The sequence below is a fragment of the Streptomyces sp. NBC_00631 genome, from assembly GCF_045206895.1.
Classification (GTDB): domain Bacteria; phylum Actinomycetota; class Actinomycetes; order Streptomycetales; family Streptomycetaceae; genus Streptomyces.
Map to the genome: position 1 here is coordinate 2,663,549 of NZ_CP107734.1, position 19,648 is coordinate 2,683,196.

Annotated in this window: 21 protein-coding genes; 9 read left to right on the forward strand and 12 right to left on the reverse strand. The window is 71.6% G+C overall.

The features are described 5' to 3' along the window. Positions 1–458: 458 nt before the first annotated feature. The gene (locus OHB00_RS12200) at positions 459–899 is read left to right on the forward strand and encodes a cell division protein SepF (protein WP_390977655.1); all 441 of its coding nucleotides are present in this window, start codon (positions 459–461) and stop codon (positions 897–899) included. A gap of 36 nt (positions 900–935) precedes the next feature. On the opposite strand, the gene OHB00_RS12205 is transcribed toward OHB00_RS12200, so the two are convergent. After that, positions 936–2,129, reverse strand: coding sequence for an acyl-CoA dehydrogenase family protein (locus OHB00_RS12205; RefSeq protein WP_406434125.1), 1,194 nt, complete (start codon positions 2,127–2,129; stop codon positions 936–938). A gap of 328 nt (positions 2,130–2,457) precedes the next feature. Continuing rightward, on the reverse strand, positions 2,458–4,068 hold the full coding sequence (locus tag OHB00_RS12210; RefSeq protein ID WP_406434127.1) for an MFS transporter: 1,611 nt from the start codon (positions 4,066–4,068) through the stop codon (positions 2,458–2,460). A gap of 260 nt (positions 4,069–4,328) precedes the next feature. Here OHB00_RS12210 and OHB00_RS12215 point away from each other — a divergent pair, with 260 nt between their 5' ends. Both OHB00_RS12215 and OHB00_RS12220 read left to right on the forward strand, forming a co-directional pair. After that, a complete protein-coding gene (locus tag OHB00_RS12215; RefSeq protein WP_406434129.1) occupies positions 4,329–5,702 on the forward strand; it encodes a mannosyltransferase family protein in 1,374 nt (457 codons plus the stop codon). A gap of 238 nt (positions 5,703–5,940) precedes the next feature. Continuing rightward, positions 5,941–6,960 (forward strand): phosphatase PAP2 family protein, encoded by a 1,020-nt coding sequence (locus tag OHB00_RS12220; protein ID WP_406434131.1) that lies wholly within the window; start codon positions 5,941–5,943, stop codon positions 6,958–6,960. A gap of 108 nt (positions 6,961–7,068) precedes the next feature. On the opposite strand, the gene OHB00_RS12225 is transcribed toward OHB00_RS12220, so the two are convergent. Next, a complete protein-coding gene (locus OHB00_RS12225) occupies positions 7,069–7,284 on the reverse strand; it encodes an I78 family peptidase inhibitor (RefSeq protein ID WP_406434133.1) in 216 nt (71 codons plus the stop codon). Positions 7,285–7,796: 512 nt separating this feature from the next. Next, a complete protein-coding gene (locus OHB00_RS12230) occupies positions 7,797–8,483 on the reverse strand; it encodes a transglycosylase family protein (protein ID WP_406434135.1) in 687 nt (228 codons plus the stop codon). A gap of 541 nt (positions 8,484–9,024) precedes the next feature. Here OHB00_RS12230 and OHB00_RS12235 point away from each other — a divergent pair. Beyond that, positions 9,025–9,810 (forward strand): hypothetical protein, encoded by a 786-nt coding sequence (locus OHB00_RS12235; RefSeq protein WP_406434137.1) that lies wholly within the window; start codon positions 9,025–9,027, stop codon positions 9,808–9,810. A 181-nt stretch (positions 9,811–9,991) separates the two neighbouring features. Beyond that, positions 9,992–10,399, forward strand: a complete 408-nt coding sequence (locus tag OHB00_RS12240; RefSeq protein ID WP_406434139.1) for a hypothetical protein — start codon at positions 9,992–9,994, stop codon at positions 10,397–10,399. Positions 10,400–10,453: 54 nt separating this feature from the next. Here the strand turns inward: OHB00_RS12240 and der are convergent, their stop codons facing one another. From der to OHB00_RS12270, 6 genes are all read right to left on the reverse strand, one after another. Next, positions 10,454–11,938 (reverse strand): ribosome biogenesis GTPase Der, encoded by a 1,485-nt coding sequence (gene der / locus OHB00_RS12245; RefSeq protein ID WP_406434141.1) that lies wholly within the window; start codon positions 11,936–11,938, stop codon positions 10,454–10,456. 78 nt (positions 11,939–12,016) lie between these two features. Then, the gene (locus OHB00_RS12250) at positions 12,017–12,604 is read right to left on the reverse strand and encodes a lysophospholipid acyltransferase family protein (RefSeq protein ID WP_406445742.1); all 588 of its coding nucleotides are present in this window, start codon (positions 12,602–12,604) and stop codon (positions 12,017–12,019) included. 53 nt (positions 12,605–12,657) lie between these two features. Beyond that, positions 12,658–13,344: a (d)CMP kinase gene (gene cmk / locus OHB00_RS12255; protein ID WP_406434143.1), complete on the reverse strand. Its 687-nt coding sequence runs from the start codon at positions 13,342–13,344 to the stop codon at positions 12,658–12,660. Between the two features lie 96 nt (positions 13,345–13,440). After that, complete coding sequence (locus tag OHB00_RS12260) at positions 13,441–14,526, reverse strand: prephenate dehydrogenase (RefSeq protein ID WP_406434145.1); 1,086 nt, start codon at positions 14,524–14,526, stop codon at positions 13,441–13,443. Next, the gene (gene aroH, locus OHB00_RS12265; RefSeq protein WP_406434147.1) at positions 14,523–14,885 is read right to left on the reverse strand and encodes a chorismate mutase; all 363 of its coding nucleotides are present in this window, start codon (positions 14,883–14,885) and stop codon (positions 14,523–14,525) included. The genes OHB00_RS12260 and aroH overlap by 4 nt, the downstream gene beginning before the upstream one ends. 96 nt (positions 14,886–14,981) lie before the next feature. Then, positions 14,982–15,152, reverse strand: a complete 171-nt coding sequence (locus tag OHB00_RS12270) for a hypothetical protein (protein ID WP_406434149.1) — start codon at positions 15,150–15,152, stop codon at positions 14,982–14,984. Between the two features lie 125 nt (positions 15,153–15,277). Here OHB00_RS12270 and OHB00_RS12275 point away from each other — a divergent pair, with 125 nt between their 5' ends. The 4 genes from OHB00_RS12275 to OHB00_RS12290 are packed head-to-tail and all read left to right on the forward strand — an operon-like array spanning position 15,278 to position 17,750. Next, a complete protein-coding gene (locus tag OHB00_RS12275) occupies positions 15,278–15,925 on the forward strand; it encodes a hypothetical protein (protein ID WP_406434151.1) in 648 nt (215 codons plus the stop codon). Positions 15,926–15,953: 28 nt separating this feature from the next. After that, positions 15,954–16,538 carry a DUF6529 family protein gene (locus OHB00_RS12280; RefSeq protein ID WP_406434153.1) on the forward strand — a complete coding sequence of 195 codons (585 nt, stop codon included), beginning with the start codon at positions 15,954–15,956 and terminating at the stop codon, positions 16,536–16,538. After that, a complete protein-coding gene (locus OHB00_RS12285; RefSeq protein WP_406434155.1) occupies positions 16,535–16,984 on the forward strand; it encodes a Rieske (2Fe-2S) protein in 450 nt (149 codons plus the stop codon). The genes OHB00_RS12280 and OHB00_RS12285 overlap by 4 nt, the downstream gene beginning before the upstream one ends. 22 nt (positions 16,985–17,006) lie before the next feature. Next, a complete protein-coding gene (locus tag OHB00_RS12290) occupies positions 17,007–17,750 on the forward strand; it encodes a DNA polymerase beta superfamily protein (RefSeq protein ID WP_406434157.1) in 744 nt (247 codons plus the stop codon). A gap of 38 nt (positions 17,751–17,788) precedes the next feature. On the opposite strand, the gene OHB00_RS12295 is transcribed toward OHB00_RS12290, so the two are convergent. After that, on the reverse strand, positions 17,789–18,811 hold the full coding sequence (locus OHB00_RS12295) for an ADP-ribosylglycohydrolase family protein (protein WP_406434159.1): 1,023 nt from the start codon (positions 18,809–18,811) through the stop codon (positions 17,789–17,791). After that, complete coding sequence (locus OHB00_RS12300) at positions 18,808–19,527, reverse strand: NUDIX hydrolase (RefSeq protein WP_406445744.1); 720 nt, start codon at positions 19,525–19,527, stop codon at positions 18,808–18,810. The genes OHB00_RS12295 and OHB00_RS12300 overlap by 4 nt, the downstream gene beginning before the upstream one ends. Positions 19,528–19,648: the final 121 nt, after the last annotated feature.

The following is a 19,648-nucleotide window of genomic DNA, read 5'->3' on the forward strand; positions in this document are numbered from 1 at the left end:
ACCTCTCCTGAGCCTCCGTCAGAGTCGTTCGCAGAAGCCCGCGATCGCTGCGGCGGGGCATGCCCCGGCCCCGGCCCGACCGCGCCCCGGCCGCCCCGAGTGAGCCGTTCACCAGGGCTTTCCCCCCTGCCACCCGGCCGGACAACCGCGCGGTCCGAGCGTCCCGGAGTCAGCGCGAAGAGACTCGGAAGGCACTCCGAAGGCGCCTCGAACCACCTCGACCCGTTCACCCGGACGCACCCTTCATCACTCGGACGCCGGAGACAATCATATTTCACTCACAGTCAGCAGCTGTGTGAGCTAACGCCCTTGGGGTACCTGGGCTCTCGACGTTTTGGCTCTGCACCAGTACCGTCACAAACCCCCCGTGCGGCGTCTATCCACTTGGCGCGACATCCGCATCATGGACGACGATAGGGATGCGGAAGCAAGAAAGACCGCTGTGAGAGGAGGCGTCCATGGGATCGGTACGCAAGGCGAGTGCCTGGCTTGGCCTCGTCGACGACAACGATGACGAGCGCTATTACGACGACGACTACTCCGAAGGGACCGAGCAGCCCGGGGATGCCTGGGTCACCGACCCCAGGGTCAAGGTGGCCTCGGACACCGCCGAGGAGAAGGGCCGCCGGATCGGCACGGTCACCCCGGACAGCTTCCGGGACGCCCGCGCGCTCGGCGAGCTGTTCCGCGAGGGTGTGCCGGTCATCGTGAACCTCACGGCCATGGAGCCGGCCGACGCCAAGCGTGTGGTCGACTTCGCGGCCGGGCTGACCTTCGGTCTGCGCGGCACGATCGAGCGGGTCGCCAACCGGGTCTTCCTGCTGACCCCGGCGAACACCGAGATCGTCAGCGGCGAACCGGCCTCGCGCCGGGAGGACGGCTTCTTCAACCAGAGCTGAGGCAGGGCCGCTCGTCGGCCCTGCCCTGGCGCGGGGTCACCGGAAGGCGTCGAGTCCGGTGAGTGCCTTGCCCAGCACCAGCTGGTGCATCTCGACGGTGCCCTCGTAGGTGAGCACCGATTCGAGGTTGGTCGCGTGCCGCATCACGGGGTACTCCAGCGAGATCCCGTTCGCGCCGAGGATCGTCCGCGCCGTACGGCAGATCTCGATGGCCTCGCGTACGTTGTTGAGCTTGCCGAAGCTGACCTGCTCGGGACGCAGGCGGCCGGCATCCATCCGCCGCCCCAGATGATGGGCGAGCAGGATCCCCTTGTGCAGTTCGACCGCCATGTCGGCGAGTTTGGCCTGGGTGAGCTGGAAGCCACCGATGGGCCGACCGAACTGCTCCCGCGACTTCGCGTAGTCGACGGCGGTCTCGAAACAGGTGCGGGCCGCGCCCATGGCGCCCCACACGATCCCGTACCGGGCGTGCGACAGACAGCTGAGCGGCCCCTTGAGCCCGGTGACCTCCGGCAGTACCGCGTCCGCGGGCAGCCGCACGTCGTCCAGCACCAGCTCACTGGTGACACTGGCCCGCAGCGACCACTTGTGCTTGATCTCGGGCGCGGAGAACCCAGGCGTGTCCGTGGGCACGACAAATCCCCGGATCCCGTTCTCCGTCTGCGCCCACACGACGGCGACGCCCGCCACCGACCCGTTGGTGATCCACATCTTCCGCCCGCTCAGCACCCAGTCGCCGCCGGCGTCGCGCTTGGCGTACGTCCGCATGGCGGCCGGGTCGGACCCGTGATCCGGCTCGGTGAGCCCGAAGCAGCCGATGACGTCACCGGCGGCCATGCCCGGCAGCCACCGCGACTTCTGTTCCTCACTCCCGAACCGATAGATCGCGTACATGGCGAGCGACCCCTGTACGGACACCAGCGACCGGATGCCCGAGTCGGCGGCCTCCAGCTCCAGGCAGGCGAGCCCGTACTGGACGGCGGACGCCCCGGCGCAGCCGTAGCCGCTGAGCGACATACCGAGCGCCCCGATCGACCCGAGCTCCTTGGCGAGCTCTCTGATGCCGGGCAGCTCCCCGCTCTCGTACCACTCGGCGACGAACGGCAGCACCCGATCCGCCGCCCAGCTCCGCACGGTCTCCCGTACGGCCAGATCCTCCGGCTCCAGAAGATCGTCGATCCCGAGCGGGTCACCGGCATCGAACGGAGGCAACTTCACGGACGCGGACATCAGAACCCTCCCAAAACTAGCACCGCTAGTTACACCAGCTTAGGCACAGTCTCCCCGTTCCCCCACCCCCACACCACCCACGTCGGCCACAGATCCCCCCATACCCGCACCCGCCAACGACGAGGCACCCCCACAGGTCGCCCCACCCCTCCCCCAACCCGCACGGGCGGTGCGCGGGTGGGCAAAGTCCTGACCCGCACCCGCCAACGACGAAGCACCCCCACAGGTCGCCCCACCTTCATCCCCACCCGCACGGGCGGTGCGCGGGCGGGAAAGGACCCCGCCGACGACGCGGCACCCCCGCGAACCGGCCCCCTCCCCGGAGGGGCTATGCCGAGACGCGGGAGCGTTGGGGTCCCCGGGGAGCGGGGAGTTCCACCGGCGCCTCCTCACAGTGCATGGCACGCGGCAACCGCAGCGCCATGACCGCCCCCAGCAACAACAGCCCCGCACTCACCAGCAACGTCACATGCAGCCCGTGCACGAAGGAATCCCGCGCCGCCCGCCGCAACCCCGCCCCCGCCGTCCCACCCAGCCGTCCGGCGACCGCGTACGCCTCCCCCAGCGAGTGCCCCGCCGCGGCCGACGCCGACGCCGGCACCCCCGGCACCCCCGCCAGCCCGGGCGTGTACGCCGCGTTCATCACGCTGCCGAGCAGCGCGATCCCGATCCCGGCACCCAGCTGGTACGACGTCTCCCCGATCGCCGCCGCCCCACCGGCCTGCGCCGCCGGCGCCTCACTCAGCATCGACTCGTACGCCCCGAAGAGCGTGGTCTCCAGCCCGAAGCCGAGCAGCAGGAAGCCGGCGAGCAGCAGGCCCGCGTTGTCCACCCCGCCCATCGCCGTCAGGGTGAGCACCGCCGCCGCGGTCAGGCAGAAGCCGAAGCACACCATCCGGCGCGGCCCGAACCGCCGCAGCATCCGCGCCCCGGCCAGTCCCGCCGCCATCGCGGCGAGCGTCAGCGGCAGCAGCCGTAGCCCGGTCTGCAACGGAGAGAGCCCCAGCACCAGTTGCAGATACTGCGCGGCGATCAGCTCAAGGCCCACCAGCGCCAGCATCGCCAGCACGATGCAGCCCACCGCCGTACTGAACGCCGGCCGCGCGAACATCGTCAGGTCCACCAGCGGGTACGTCCGCCGCCGTTGCCGTCGTACGAAGAGGATCAGCAGCAGCGCGCCCAGCAGCAGCGGCGCCACCGTCAGCGCACTGCCCGTCGGCTCGCCGCCGCCCAGCCGCTTCACCGCGAACACCACGCCGAACAGGCCGGCCGCCGCCATCAGCGCGCCGACCACGTCCCAGGGGCCGTCTCGGTCCCCGCGCGACTCGGGGAGGAAGAGCCGTCCCACCGGGAGGCTGACCAGCATCAGCGGGATGTTGACCAGGAAGACCGAGCCCCACCAGAAGTGTTCGAGCAGGAAGCCGCCGAGGAGGGGGCCCACGGCCGCGCCGACCGCCGCCACCGCGCTCCAGATGCCGATGGCGAGGGCCCGCTCACGGCGGTCGGGAAAGACCTGCCGGAGGATGGAGAGCGTCGCCGGCATGATCATCGCTCCGCCGACGCCGAGCAGCGCCCGGGCTCCGATCAGCGCCGCCGCGCTCGGCGCGAGGGCGGCCGCCGCGGAGGCGACGCCGAACAGGGCGTAGCCGAGGAGCAGGACGCGGCGCCGGCCCACCCGGTCGCCGAGCGTGCCGAAGAGGATCAGCAGCGAGGCACAGACCAGCGGGTAGACGTCGACGATCCAGAGCAGTTCCATGGCGCCGGGCTTGAGGTCCTCGGTGACGGCGGGCACCGCGACGTGCAGCACGGTCGCGTCGAGGGCGACCAGCAGCAGGCTGACGCAGAGGACGACGAGGACGACCCAGCGGTTGGCACCGTCACCGGCCCTGGACGCCGCCCGACGGCGCGGTCGTACGGCGGCCGTGGTCGTCCCGGACATGTACGTACCTCCCAGATGGTCCCTCGCGTGCGGCGGACCGGCGGGGTGGGGACGCCCCGTCGTACGGCCGGGGAGGAGCGGGGTCCCCGGCCCGCGCATACGAACGCGAGTGACATGTCAGCGTACGCGAGTTCGTTCCGGGGGCACGTGGCGGACCTCTCACACGCTCCGGAGAACTCATGTGGCGTACACCACTGCCCCCGCTCCGGACCACGCCCGCGTGAACCGCGCGGTTCCGCCGCCCGTCGATAATCGAGCCCGTGACCGCTCTTGAAACGCCCGTGACGGCCCCGCGCGCGCCCGCTCTGCGCCGGGCGGCGCCGGCCCTGCTCGGGTACGCGGCCGTGCGCGCCCTCGGCCTGGTCGTGCTGGCCGGGTGGAGTGCGGCACGCGACAGGAGCGCGTACACCTTGCTGACGGCGCGCTGGGACTCGCTGTGGTACACGCGGGTCGCCGACCTGGGCTACGGCTACGAGGTGCGGCTGCCGAACGGCGACGTCCACTCGAACCTGGCCTTCTTCCCGCTGCTGCCCTGGCTGGAGCGCCTGTTGCACGCGCTCACGCCCCTGTCGTACGCCGACGCCGGGTTCACGGTGAGTCTGCTCGCCTCGCTCGCCGCGGCCTGGGGGATCTTCGCGGTCACGGACGTCGTGTACGGCCGGCGGGCGGGGATCTGCGCGGTGCTGCTGTGGGCCGTACTGCCCGTCGGGATCGTGCAGTCGATGGCGTACAGCGAGTCGCTGTTCACGGCGCTGGCCGCCTGGTCGCTGTACGCCGTCCTGACCGGCCGCTGGGTGAGCGCGGGGGCGCTGGCCGCGCTGGCGGGGCTGACCCGGCCGGTGGGGCTCGCCGTGGTGGCGGCCGTGTGGACGGCGGGGGTGGTCTCGTTCGTGCGGGATCGGAGCGCGGGCGCGCGGGACCGTGGTGCGGACCAAGCGGACAGCGCGCGCCCCGATGGACACGCCCCCGAGGGGGCCGGCGCCGCCCGCGCCGGGCGCACACCGCAGGCAACCGGCGCACCACATGAGACACGCGCCCCCCTCGTCTCCTCTTTCACCCCTTTCTTCACCACCTTCTTCAGCACCTTCTTCAGCACCTTCTTCACCACCCCCTCGGCCACTCCTTCCGACGCGCCTGCTCGGCGCCGCGCCCTCGCCATGACCCTCGCCCCCGTGGGCGCCGCCGCCTACGTCCTGTGGGTCGGCCACCGCACCGGCCGGGGCCCGCTCGGCTACCTGGACGTCCAGGCAGGCTGGCGCAACGGCTTCGACGGCGGCTACGCGTTCGCGCGCTTCGTCGCCGACAAGTTCACGTCATTTCCGTCCGCCCTGGCCGGAGCGGGTTTGATTCTCGGCGTCGGCCTGCTGCTGTGGCTCTACGTGATCGGCGTCCGCCAGCGGCAACCGCTCCCCCTGCTGGTCTACACGGGTGTCGTCCTCGCCCTCGCGCTCTGCGCGTCGAGCTACTTCGGGTCCAAGCCACGGCTGCTGATGCCGGCCTTCCCGGTCCTGCTGCCGCTCGCCCGAGCCCTGGCCCGGCTGCGCGCCAGCAGATCAGTGCTGGTCACGACGGGTGTGGCGGTGGCCTCGGCGGTCTATGGCGCGTTCTGGCTGAACGGCTCCGGACCTCCATGATCGTTCCCATGGCCCCGATGAGCAGCCGGAGAATTCCACCCCATGCTTCGGTTAACGAATTCATAAGTGCCACAAAACGGCGACCCGGCATGATCAAAGGAATTGAAGGGCGGACCCGCCGAGGATTACGGAATCCTTAGAATTCGGAGACCTCCTGAGAGGTTTCCCACATCACATCGTCATCACAAAGCCGCTGTTTCGATCGGGAACAGAGCTCACTCGCTGTAACGTCGATTGGGTGCGTACCGAACGAAACCTCACCCGTCTGGACCGGGTGTTCGCCAGGCTGGACCGTGAGCCGGAACGGCCGGCCCACATTGATGTGCCGAAGATGAGCCGGCACCGGGTCGTGTTGTTCACCGCGACCCTCGCCTTCTACCTGGCGATCGTGTGGGCCGTCGTGATCACGTCGTGGCTGGTCCGGCTCGACTGGCAGGTCATGTTCTTCCGGCCGTACCAGCAGTGGGCGGGAATCCACTGGTTCGTCGACTACTACGTGGTCCTCGGTCAGCGCGGTCCGACCGCCGTGATGGTCTCGGCCTGGCTGGGCTGGCGCTCATGGCGGCAGCACACCGTGCGCCCGCTGCTCACGCTCGGCGCCTCCCTGCTGCTGCTCAACATCACGGTCGGTGCCGCCAAGCTCGGCATGGGGCGCCTCGGACCGCACTACGCGACCGTCATCGGCTCGAACGAGATGGGCCTGGGCGGCGATATATTCCCCAGCGGACACACCGCCAACGCGGTGGTGACCTGGGGAATTCTGGCATATCTGGCCTCCACCCCGAGAGCCCGCCGCTGGCTCTCCGCCGCCTCGGCGGTCACCTCGCTCGGCGTCGGCATGTCCACCGTCTACCTCGGTACGCACTGGCTGAGCGACGTGTTGCTGGGCTGGGCCGCGGGGCTGCTGATCCTGCTTGCCCTGCCGTGGTGCGAGCCGTTCATCGCCCGCACCGAGACCTCGCTCTTCGACCTGCGCGACCGCTGGCGCGCCCGCCGCGGCAGTACGCTGCCCGCGCCCGTCCCGGTGCCCGTGGTCCTCAAGCCGCGCCCGGCGCCCGTCGAGCAGACGACACCGGAGCCCGAGCCGGTCTCCCTGACCCGTGCGCCCCGGACCCCGATCCATCTGGCACCCGGCCCGCACACCGCCCGCTCGGAGCGCACCCCCGTGACCCCGGTGGGCAGCCGCCGCCCGCAGCACCCCGACCGGCAGCCGCGCGGCACCGCCGCCCAGGCTGCCCGCCCGCTGACGGGCGGCTGACCGCGCCGCACGGAGGCAACCAGCGGGGTCAGGTACGCACAGCCGGCCTCCGGCACGGTGAAGGCCCCGGTTCCCGCTGCGGGAACCGGGGCCTTCACCGTCGCACGGTCAGCCTTTCCAGGAGCGCGCCACGACGCCGTCGCGCACCTCGAAATTGAGCCGCCCCACCCGGTACTCCATGGTGATGATCGCGCCCGGCGGCAGCGAGCGCACCGTCGCCCACCCCCGCTGCCGGGCGAGCCGTTCCGCGTCGCCCGCGTCGAGGCCTACGTACCCTTGCGGGCTGTCCTGGGGCTCCGTCGGCGGAGCGGTGTCCGGTGCCATGAGGCCCACGCTAGGCCGCTTGCGGCGGAGACGGAAGCGGAGACGGGGCCGAAGTCCCGGGTCCGTCCCCGGTCACACTTCTGTCACAGAATCACGACACGCGTTTCGATCGAACTCCATCACACGTACGAGCGGTTCCATGCGTCTTCCTGGCGCATTCGAGCGCAATTCCCGGATGCCGGTAGGGTCTTCCGAAAAGCCTCCGGAAAGAACCGGGAGCGGGGATCCGGGGCCTTCGGCGCATGCATTCCATTCCGATTCCGGCGGCCCGCGCCGAAGCCGGCACCGCATAAGAGATTCACCGCTTCGGCACAGAACCCCCGTACCGGGCGGGCCTGCAGGGGGTCACGGCAGCGTGAACTCGAAGCGCGCCGTCCGCACATGAATCGCCCTCACATCAGGATGCCCGCTCTCATTCAAAGCATGTACATGCCCCCAAAACGCACCGGGCCCCGCCCGGTCGGACCGGGCGGGGCAGGGCGGTGCGGGGACGTGCCAGGCAGGGGTTCGCGTCAGAGCGCGAGGCGCTGCCCGGGCACGATGAGGTTCGGGTCGTCGCCGATGACGGCCTTGTTGGCGGCGTAGAGGTGCCGCCAGGTGGTGCCGTGCCGCTCGGCGATCCCGCTCAGGGTGTCGCCCTCGCGGACGGTGTAGTCGCCCTTGGACGAGGTGCGGCCGGTGCGGTCCGTCGAGCGCTGCGGCGCCTTCGCCGCGGGGGCCGACTTCCTGGTGGTCGACGTGGTCGACGACTTCGTCGCCGACTCCGTGGTGCTCTTCGTGGTCACCGAGGCGCTCTCGGGCGCCGAGCCGGTCGCTCCGGCCCGCCCCGAGCAGACCGGCCACGCGTTCCAGCCCTGGGCGTGCTGGACCTTGGTGGCGACGGCTATCTGCGCTTCCCTGGAGGCCTGGTCGGCCGTCGCCGCGTAGGCGGTGCCGCCGTACGCGCGCCAGGTGGAGGCGGAGAACTGGAGTCCGCCGTAGTAGCCGTTGCCGGTGTTGATGTGCCAGTTGCCGCCGCTCTCGCACTGGGCGATGCGGTCCCACACTCCGTTGTCCGCCGCCGCGGCGTTGCCGGTGGCTGCCAGCAGGCCCAGCGGGGCGAGCAGCGCCGCCCCGGCCAGGGCGGCCGTCGTACGGCCCTTGCGGGAGCCGTTCTTGTTCGCGGCGGTCTCACGGGTGGTATCGGCACACTCGGACATGTATTTCCCTCTCCACATACCCGGGGTCCCCCCAGGCGGGGCGCGGTCCCCGCGCGATGGACGCGGTTCCTCGCGCTCGCCCCGTCCGCCACGGCCGGTGGTGCGGTGGTGCTCTGGCTGGTGTGGCCGGCGGACGTACCCGAGCGGTGCTCGTTGCACACGGCGGAGGAATCTAGAGATCTGGAACGCCCGAAATCAACCAACTCCCTGTCGAGCCAGGCCAGTTGGGTGTTACCGTGAGTAGCGGCGATTTTCGGCCACCCACTACATTCCCCGATTTCGTGATTTGTCGACCACGGGTTCGACGGATCTGTGATTCACTTCACCGCGTCAAACTCCTTTGGCTTGCGAAGAGTTGACGGGGAGTGCCGGATTCCGCACCTGGAGTGACCCTGCGCAGTGGATGGTTCGATCCCGATCCCCCCACTGCGTGACCCCCACCACAGATCGCCCGTTGTCTTCTTCATGAGCCCGCCACCCCGGGGGCTCACGGACCGGGAGCCACCCGGGCCTTCATGCACCGCATCCCGAGGGAGCCACCGTGCCGCGCATGCTCGACGTCAGCGACGAGGTACGCGCCGAGATCGGCGACGAAGAAGCCGACCGGCTGCTCGCCGGAGACAACGCCCCCGGCAGTTACGACTGCACGTCCTGCCGCACCCCGGGCGACTCCGAACAGGAGCGCACCAGCACCGTCCTGTTCATCGGCGACGAGACCGCCGTCCTCGCCTTCGCCCACGCCACCTGCCTGCCCTCGCAGGTCGTCCAGGTCACCGAGGAGCAGTTGCAGGGCGCGGTCCGCTCCATCAACGGCGACAGCGCGCCCGGCGGCGGCCCGCAGAAGTCCGTGCCCGAGCAGGCGGTGCTCGGGGTGACCAGCGGACTCGTGCTGATCACCGGGGAGTTGCACCCGGCGCTGGTCGTGGAGCCGACCTCGCCGATCGTGCGGCCCGGCACCGACGGGGTGGGCGACGACTTCCTGCCGCTCCTCATCGAGCAGGGCTTCATGCCGGTGACGGAGCTGTCCGCGGTGCCGCCGGTGCTGCACGGGTGGTCGGTGCTGCTGGCGGTGGGTCAGCTGCACGCGGTGCTGCAGCCCGGGGCGGCGGGCGGGCAGCCGGTGGCGTGGTGGCAGGCGCATCAGCCGCTGCAGGTGACCGACGGGTGGCGGGCGGCGGCCAACAAGCACCAGCAGGTGCTGATGTTCGCGGCGCCGGTGGGGTCGATCGGGCGGCAGCCCCGGGAGGATCTGCTGCGCGACGCGATCGACAAGGCGGCGGCGAACGGGAAGCTGGTGGCGGCTGCGTTGCCGCTTGCGGGAGTTTGAGGAGCGCCCACGGGGGAGGGACTTCGGTCCGGGTGGCGACTGCGGCAACGTCGTGGCTGGTCGCGCCCGCGCGGCGGCGGCCGCACATCCAACACAGCCCCGTTCCCCTTACGGAGCGCAAGCGCCCCTAAAAGCAAACTACTGGCCGCATCTCTTCAGGAATCCGGTCGTTTGGACATACGTGCACGCATACGACTTTCCTCACCACCGGCCGTCCTTCTCCGCCGTTCCCGCTGCTCGGGTGGCTCAGGAAGCCACGGGCGGGCACTCGGCCACGCCGATCTATGACTCGCTCTACACGGAGTGGGTCAAGGCCTTCCGTACGCTGCCGGGTGATCGCAGCGGTGAGGAGTCGCTGGGGTTCGTCGCCTTCGGGAGCGCCCCGTTCAGTACCGGCACGCATGGGCTGGGGTCGTACGGAGGGAACTCGTACAGCGCGTACAGCGCGGGTGCCTACAACGCCCGGCACGGCGGCGGGCAGCCGCAGCCGCCGCAGTGGCAGCGGGTCGGAACGCTCGGGCGGACCCAGGGGACCGGCATGACGCCGGTCCCCGCGGCGCTTCCGCCGGGTCCGCGCCAGGGGCACTGACACAGGTGAGAGGGGCGGCCACCGATCCGGTGGCCGCCCCTCTCACCTGTGCCCCTACTTCTTCTTCGCGCCGCGCTTCTCGCGCACCCGCACGGAGATATGGATCGGCGTGCCCTCGAAGCCGAACTCCTCGCGCAGCCGGCGCTCGACGAAGCGGCGGTAGCCCGCCTCGATGAAGCCGGAGGCGAAGAGGACGAACCGCGGCGGCTTGGTGCCGGCCTGGGTGCCGAACAGGATGCGCGGCTGCTTGCCGCCCCGCACCGGATGCGGGTGGGCCGAGACCAGCTCGCCGAGGAAGGCGTTGAGGCGGCCGGTGGGGACGCGGGTCTCCCAGCCGGCGAGGGCGGTCTCGATCGCCGGGACCAGCTTCTCCATGTGGCGGCCGGTGCGCGCCGAGACGTTCACCCGCGGTGCCCAGGCGACCTGGCCGAGCTCGGTCTCGATCTCGCGCTCCAGGTAGTAGCGGCGCTCCTCGTCGAGGGTGTCCCACTTGTTGAAGGCGAGGACGACCGCGCGGCCCGCCTCGACGGCCATGGTGACGATGCGCTGGTCCTGCACCGAGATGGACTCGGATGCGTCGATCAGGATGACCGCGAGCTCGGCCTTCTCCACCGCCGCCGCGGTGCGCAGCGAGGCGTAGTAGTCGGCGCCCTGCTGGAGGTGGACGCGCTTGCGGATACCGGCGGTGTCGACGAACTTCCAGGTGACGCCGCCGAGTTCGATCAGCTCGTCGACCGGGTCGCGGGTGGTGCCGGCGAGCTCGTTGACGACGACGCGCTCCTCGTTCGCCACCTTGTTGAGGAGGGAGGACTTGCCGACGTTCGGGCGCCCGATGAGGGCGATCCGGCGGGGGCCGCCGGCGCCGGGGCCGCCGAAGGACTGCTCGGGCGCCTCGGGCAGCGCCTCCAGGACGGCGTCCAGCATGTCGCCGGTGCCGCGGCCGTGCAGGGCGGAGACCGGATGCGGCTCGCCGAGGCCGAGGGACCAGAGGTAGGCCGCGTCGGCCTCGCCGCTGGGGCCGTCCACCTTGTTGGCGGCCAGTACGACGGGCTTGCCGGCCTTGCGCAGCAGCCGGACGACGGCCTCGTCGGTGTCGGTCGCGCCGACCTTGGCGTCGACGACGAAGACGACCGCGTCGGCCGCCTCGATCGCGTACTCGGCCTGGGCCGCCACGGAGGCGTCGATGCCGAGGACGTCCTGCTCCCAGCCGCCGGTGTCGACGACCTTGAAGCGGCGGCCCGCCCACTCGGCCTCGTAGGTCACGCGGTCCCGGGTGACACCGGGCTTGTCCTCGACGACGGCCTCGCGGCGGCCGATGATGCGGTTGACCAGAGTCGACTTGCCGACATTGGGGCGGCCGACGACGGCGAGGACGGGCAGCGGGCCGTGGCCGGCCGCCTCGATGGCGCCCTCGACGTCCCCGATGTCGAAGCCCTCTTCCGCGGCGAGCTCCATGAACTCCGCGTACTCGGCGTCGCCGAGCGCCCCGTGGTCGTACTCGTGCTCAGCCGAGTCGCCGGGCTGGATGTGGTCGTTCATGAAGTGCGTACCTCGTCGTTCATCGTGGTGATCGGTGGCCCGGCCGCACAGGGGGGCTGAGCCACTACTCAGTGTCGCCTAGCGTCCGGTCAGACGCCTGGCGTTTTCCAGGTGGCCGGCGAGCTGCTTCTGGATGCGCTCGGTGGCCTCGTCCAGGGCCTTGCGGGTGCGTCTGCCGCTGCCGTCGCCCGCTTCGAAGGGGTCGCCGAAGACGACGTCGACGCGGGACCGCAGCGGGGGCAGCCCCTTTATCAACCGTCCGCGCCGCTCGGAGCTTCCCAGCACGGCCACCGGGACGATCGGCGCCCCGGAGCGCACCGCGAAGTAGGCGAGCCCGGCGCGCAGTGCGGCGAAGTCGCCGTCCCCCCGGCTGCCCTCGGGGAAGATGCCGAGCACTCCCCCGGCCTCCAGGACGCCGAGCGCCCGGGTGACGGCGGTGCGGTCGGTGGAATGCCGGTCCACCTTCAGCTGCCCGATCCGGGTCAGGAACGGATCGAGCGGCCCGACGAACGCCTCCTTCTTGATGAGGAAGTGCGTCGGCCGGGGTGCGACGCCCATGACCATCGGGCCGTCGATGTTGTGGGAGTGGTTCACCGCGAGGATCGCCGGGCCGTGCGCGGGCATCTTCCAGGCACCGAGCACGCGCGGCTTCCACAGCCCGTACATCAGGCCGACCCCGATGCGCCGCCCGGTCTCGGCGCCCCGCTGCGACGGAAGACTCACTTCCCGGCCCGCTTCTCCTCGACGAGGGTGACGACACACTCGATGACCTGGGCCAGCGTCAGCTCGGTGGTGTCCACCTCGACCGCGTCGCCGGCCCTGGCGAGCGGCGAGGTCTTGCGGGTCGAGTCGGCCGCGTCCCGCTTGACCAGGGCCTCGCGGGTGGCGTTGACGTCGGCGCCCTTCAGCTCGCCGCTGCGCCGGGCCGCGCGGGCCTCGGGCGAGGCGGTGAGGAAGACCTTCAGGTCGGCGTCGGGCAGCACCGTCGTACCGATGTCCCGGCCCTCGACGACTATGCCGGCCGCGGCGGCGCGGGCCAGGGACCGCTGCAGCTCGCTGATCCGGGTCCGCACCTCCGGCACCGCGCTGACCGCGCTGACCTTGGAGGTGACCTCCTCGGTGCGGATCGGGGCGGAGACGTCCACGCCGTCGACGGTGATCGTCGGCTTGACCGGGTCGGTCCCCGAGACGATCTCCGGCTTGCCGGCCACCGCGGCGATCGCGGTCGGGTCGGTGAGGTCGATGCCGTTGGTCACCATCCACCAGGTGATCGCCCGGTACTGGGCCCCGGTGTCCAGGTAGCTGAGGCCGAGCTGCTCGGCCACGGCCTTGGACGTGCTCGACTTGCCGGTGCCCGAGGGGCCGTCGATCGCGACAATCACGGGCTTTACGGCGCCGTTTTCCACGGGGGGACACCTTCCGGGTGCAGGGTGGTGGGTGGTGTGGGGGCGGCGGTGCGCCCCGCACAAGGTTACCGGCCCCCGGGACCGTCGTTCTCAGCGCTACTGCCGCAGCGCCCAGCCCCGGTCCCGCAGCGCCGACGTGAGGACGGGCACCGCCTTCGGCTCCACCCAGAGCTGGACGTGACCGGCCTGCTGACCGGTCGCGTGCTCGATCCGCACGTCCTCGATGTTGACGCCGGCCGCCCCGGCGTCCGCGAAGATCCGGGCCAGCTGGCCGGGCTGGTCGTCGATGAGCACCGCCACGACCTCGTACGCCCGCGGCGCCGAGCCGTGCTTGCCGGGTACCCGTACCTGGCCGGCGTTACCGCGGCGCAGCACGTCCTCGATGCCCGCGCCGCCCTCGCGCCGCTTGGCCTCGTCCGAGGACTGCAGGGCGCGCAGCGCGCGGACCGTCTCGTCGAGGTCGGCGGAGACGTCGGCGAGCAGGTCGGCGACCGGGCCGGGGTTCGCGGAGAGGATGTCGATCCACATCCGGGGGTCGGAGGCGGCGATCCGGGTCACGTCCCGGATGCCCTGTCCGCACAGCCGTACGGCCGACTCGTCGGCGTGCTCCAGGCGGGCCGCGACCATGCTGGAGACCAGGTGGGGCATGTGCGAGACCAGGGCCACCGCGCGGTCGTGGGCGTCGGCCTCCATGACCACCGGCAGGGCCCGGCAGTGCGAGACCAGCTCCAGGGCGAGGTTCAGCACCTCGGTGTCGGTGTCCCGGGTCGGGGTGAGCACCCAGGGCCGGCCCTCGAAGAGATCGGCGGTGGCGGCGAGCGGCCCGGACTTCTCCCGGCCCGCCATGGGGTGGGTCCCGATGTACGACGAGAGGTCCAGGCCCTTGGCCTCCAGCTCCCGGCGCGGGCTGCCCTTGACGCTGGCCACGTCGGCGTAGCCGCGGGCCACGCCCCTGCTCATCGCGTCCGCGAGGACGGACGCGACATGGGCGGGCGGGGCGGCGACGATCGCCAGGTCGACCCGGCCCCCGGGGGCCTCGTCGGTGCCGGCGCCGAGCGCGGCCGCGGTCCGGGCCTGCTCGGGGTCGTGGTCGGCGAGGTGGACGACGACGCCCCGCTGGGCGAGGGCGAGCGCGGCGGACGTACCGATGAGACCGGTACCGATGACGAGCGCGGTTCTCACTGGGCGATGTCCTTGCGCAGGGCTGCCGCGGCGCCGAGGTAGACGTGGTTCACGTCGGCGCGGGCCCGGTCGGTCTCGATGTGCGCCAGTATCCGTACGACGCGGGGCATCGCACCCGCGATGTCCAGCTCCTGGGCGCAGATCAGCGGTACGTCGACGATGCCGAGCTTCCGCGCGGCGGCCGCCGGGAAGTCGCTGTGCAGGTCGGGGGTGGCCGTGAACCAGATGCTGATCAGGTCGTCGGCGGTCAGGCCGTTCCGCTCCATGACGGCCGTGAGCAGCGCTCCGACCTGCTCGTCCATGTGACCGGCCTCGTCCCGCTCCAGCTGGACGGCCCCCCGGACCGCTCGTACCGCCACGGCGCTGCTCCTGTTCTGACGTCGGCCTCTTGGTCCGGCCAGCCTAGTCAGACCGCCGCCGGGCCCGTGCGTCGCGCCCGCCCGCTGAGACGCCGCCTAGTCCTTGCGGACGGCCGGAGCTGACTTCGCGAGGGTCTCCAGGAGCCCGCCGAGCGAGCTGCCGCCCTGGCCGTGGCTCATCGCGCCGATCAGCGTGGTCAGCAGCCCGGCGCCCTCGTCGTCGCCGAGGAGGCTGCCGAGTATGTTTTCAAGGTCATTGCCTGCCATGGCCCCAATGTCACGCATATGACCTAATTCCGCTACTTGGAGTGAAAAACCCCTGTGGGTCTCTTTACGTCGGGCCCGCCGGTCCGCTCTGATGGCAGCCAGACCCGCCTCGGGGGAGGTCCGCCATGAAACGTCCCGGTCCGTTGCTGACCCTGCTCGCGGGTCTGCTGCTCGGCCTGCTCACGCTGGCGCTCGACGCCACGGCGGGGACGAGGAACGCCTCGTCGTCGTACCAGGAGAAGCCACCGGCTCCGACGCCGACGAGCAGCACGGCGTCCCCGGCCTCGTTGCCGTCGCCGTCGAAGATCGCCGACGCCTCCTACGCCGGACGCACCGACGACGACTCGTCCTCCGTCGCCGTCTCGGTCCGTGACGGGAGGGCGATCGCGTACTTCTGCGACGGGCGCAGCAAGGAGTCCTGGCTCAAGGGCCGGGTGCGGCCCGACGGCAGCATGCGGCTGACCGGCGGCCACGGCGCCGCGTTGAACGGGACGCTGCAGGACGGCGGCCGCATCCGCGGGGCCGTCGACCTGGACGGCGGCCACTACGCCTTCACCGCCCGGAAGGCCGTCAAGGGGTCGGGGCTGTACCGGGCCACCGCGACCGTGCGCGGAGCGAAGGTCGACGGCGGCTGGATCGTGCTCGCCGACGGCCGCCAGGTCGGCATGGTCGACCGCGAAGGCACACCGTCGTCCGCACCCCGCATCGACCCGGAGACCGGCGCCGTGACGGTCGACGGACAGCCGCTGACGGCGAACCCGGTCCTCCCCTGACATCCGGCCGTGACCCGAGGGAGCCGACATGAGCGTCGACCCGAACGCCGCCACCCAGAGCTGGCCGCCGCCCGAGCCGAACCGCCGAAGCCCGAACCCCGCCCGCTATCTCGTCCCCGTCCTGGTGGCCGGGGCGGTCGCGGTCGCCCTCGGCGTGTACGGCAGGGTCCACCACCCGACCGGGGCCGTCTTCGGCCTCGGCGCCTTCAGCAGCACATTCGCGGGGAAGACGTGGCTGGCCTCGATCGCGTTCTTCTTCGCGCTCGTCCAGCTGGTCTCCGCGCTGATGCTGTACGGGAAGCTGCCGGGACCGCGCTGGGCGTCGGGCCTGCACCGCTGGTCGGGGCGGATCGCCTTCCTGGTCGCCGTCCCCGTGGCGGTGCACTGCCTGTACGCGTTGGGCTATCAGACGTACGAAACACGCGTTTTGTGGCACTCCATCCTGGGTTGCTTCTTCTTCGGTGTTTTCAGTGCCAAGATGCTGCTGCTCCGTTGGGAGCGACTCCCTGGCTGGCTGCTGCCGATCGTCGGTGGGCTGGTGTTCGCCGTGCTCACGCTCGTCTGGCTGACGTCCGCATTCTGGTTCTTCCGCACGTTCGGGGTGACGACATGACCGAGGGCTCCACTCGGCGCACCATGCTCGCGACGGGTACCGCGGCGCTCGCCGCGACCTGCGTGGGCTGCGGCAACAACAACGGCTCCTCCGGCTCGACCGAGACACCCACCTCGTCCGAGACGCCCACCGCCTCCGGGGCCGCGAGCGCGGCCGCCGGGAGTGCGCTGGCGCAGACGAGTGAGATCCCGGAGGGCGGCGGCACGATCTTCAAGGACCAGAAGATCGTGGTGACCCAGCCGGCGAAGGGCGAGTTCAAGGCCTTCTCGGCGATCTGCACCCACATGGGCTGCACCGTGGCCAAGGTGGCGGACGGCACCATCGACTGCCCCTGTCACGGCAGCAGGTTCCACATCGCCGACGGCGCGGTGGCCCACGGCCCGGCGACCAGGCCGCTGCCGGCGAAGTCGATCACGGTGAGCGGAAATTCGATCACCCTGGGCTGACCGGCCGCGTACGCTCCCCGGCATGCAGCCCGAGGACCTGGTACGCGACCACACGATCTACGCCTGTGTCATGGGGTCGCGCGCCTTCGGCCTGGCCACGGAGGGCAGCGACACCGACCGCCGGGGCGTCTTCCTCGCCCCCACTCCCCTGTTCTGGCGCTTCGAGAAGCCTCCGACCCATGTCGAGGGACCGGAGGAGGAGCGGTTCTCCTGGGAGCTGGAACGGTTCTGCGAGCTGGCGCTGCGGGCCAACCCGAACATCCTGGAGTGCCTGCACTCGCCCCTGGTCGAGCACATCGACGGCACCGGCCGCGAACTGCTCGCCCTGCGCGGCGCCTTCCTCTCCCGGCACGCCTACGACACCTTCACCCGGTACGCCCTGGGCCAGCGCCGGAAGCTCGACGCGGACCTGCGCGCGCACGGCGCCCCGCGCTGGAAGCATGCGATGCACCTGCTGCGGCTCCTGACCAGCGCCCGCGACCTGCTGCGCACCGGCGAGCTCACGATCGACGTGGGCGAGCGGCGCGCGGGGTTCCTGGCGGTGAAGCGGGGCGAGGTCTCCTGGGCGGAGGTCGAGTCCCGGATGGCCCGGCTCGCCGAAGAGACCGAGCGGGCCCTGCACGGCAGCCCGCTCCCGGCGGAGCCGGACCACGCGCGCGTGGCCGACTTCCTGTTCCGGACCCGCCGGGACTCGGCCCTCCGGACGCACGCGGACCACGGGGTCGTGCAGGGCGTCGTGCGCGCGGAGCGCGCCGGGCGGCGTTAGCTGCTCCGCGCCTGTCGAGCAGGTCGTCGAGCGAGCGCTCAGGCGTCCCAGAGCGCGCCGAGGGTCAGCAGGTCGCCCGCGTACTCGATCCGGTCGGCCCACTCCGTAGGCCAGGCTTCCGCGCCCAGCCAGGCACCCGCGAACGCCCCGGTGAGGCAGGCGATCGAGTCCGAGTCGCCTGAGGAGCAGGCGGCCCGGCGCAGGGCGAGCAGCGGTTCGCCGGGGAAGAGCAGGAAGCAGAGCAGTCCGGTCGCCAGGGCCTCCTCGGCGATCCAGCCGGCCCCGGTGGCCAGGCACGGGTCGGCCTCCGGAGAGGCGGTGCGCACGGCCTCCTGGAGCCGGTCGAGGATCTCCAGGCACTCGTCCCAGCCGCGTGCGATGAAGTCCTCGGGGGTGGCGTCGTGGCTGCGCGTCCACAGGTCGCCGAGCCAGGTGTGGTGGTAGCGGGTGCGGTTCTCCCGGGCGTACCCGCGCAACTGCCCGACGAGCCCGTCCGGTTCGGCTCCCTGCGCGAGCAGCCGTACGGCACGTGCGGTGAGGTCGGAGGCGGCCAGGGCGGTGGGGTGGCCGTGGGTCAGCGCGGACTGCAACTGGGCGGCGCCGGCGCGCTGTTCGTCGCTCAGCCCGGGCGCGAGGCCGACGGGCGCGACCCGCATGTCGGCCCCGCAGCCCTTGGAGTCGATCTGGCTGGCGTCCTGCCAGAGGCGCCCCTCCTCCTTCAGGAGACTGCAGGCCCGCAGGCAGGTCCGGCCGGGCGCCCGGTTGTTCTGGGGCGACTGGTACCAGTCCACGAACTCCTCGCGCAGCGGCCGCTCCAGCCGCTTGGGCGCGAGCACCCCCCGGTCCATGGCAGTGCGCATCGCGTGTCCCACGGCGAGGGTCATCTGGGTGTCGTCCGAGACGACGGCCGGCCGCGGCAGCGCCATCTCCCGCCAGGGACCGAACTTGGCGAGGATCGAGGGCACGTCGTTGAACTCGGTGGGGAAGCCGAGCGCGTCGCCGAGGGCGAGACCGATCAGGGAGCCGGTGGCGGCGCGTTTGTCGCCGATGTTCGTGGTCATGCGGGGCGTCCTTCCCGGGACGGGCGGAGCAGGGGCGGGTGGAGCGCGGTGGCGGTGCCCGCGCGGTAGAGGGCGGCCGGTTTGCCGCGGCCGCCGGTCAGCCGGGCGGCGCCGGGGGCGGGTTCGACGAAGCCGGGGGTGGCGAGCACCTTGCGGCGGAAGTTGGGGCGGTCCAGGGTGACGCCCCACACGGTCTCGTAGACGTTCTGCAGCTCCCCGAGCGTGAACTCGGGCGGGCAGAAGGCGGTGGCGAGACAGCTGTACTCCAGCTGCGCGCCGACCCGTTCATGGGCGTCGGCCAGGATCCGGTCGTGGTCGAAGGCGAGCGGCCGGGCCGGGTCGTACGGCTGCCAGCGCGCCTGTGCCGCGTCACCGCCGCCGTGCGGTTCGGGGGCGTCGGGCAGCAGCGCGGTGAAGGCGACGGAGACCACCCGCATCCTCGGATCACGGTCGGGCTCGCTGTAGGTGCGCAGTTGCTCCAGATGCAGTCCGGACACGTCCGACAGGCCGGTCTCCTCGGCGAGCTCCCGCCGGGCCGCCGTCTCGGCCGACTCCCGCGGCAGCAGGAAGCCGCCGGGCAGTGCCCACTCTCCGGCGTACGGCTCCTGCCCGCGCTCGACGAGCAGCACGTGCAGAGCGCCGGCGCGGAGGGTGAGGACGGCGAGGTCGACGGTGACGGCGAAGGGTTCGAAGGCGTACTTGTCGTAGCCCTGCATGCGCCTGTCCACCCCTCGTTGATCGATGCGAATAATAGTCCCTACGACTATAAAGAGCGCGCGGGGGCGCGCAAGCCCTCAGTGGCCGCCGGAGCCCCGTTCACGGAGACGACGACGGCCG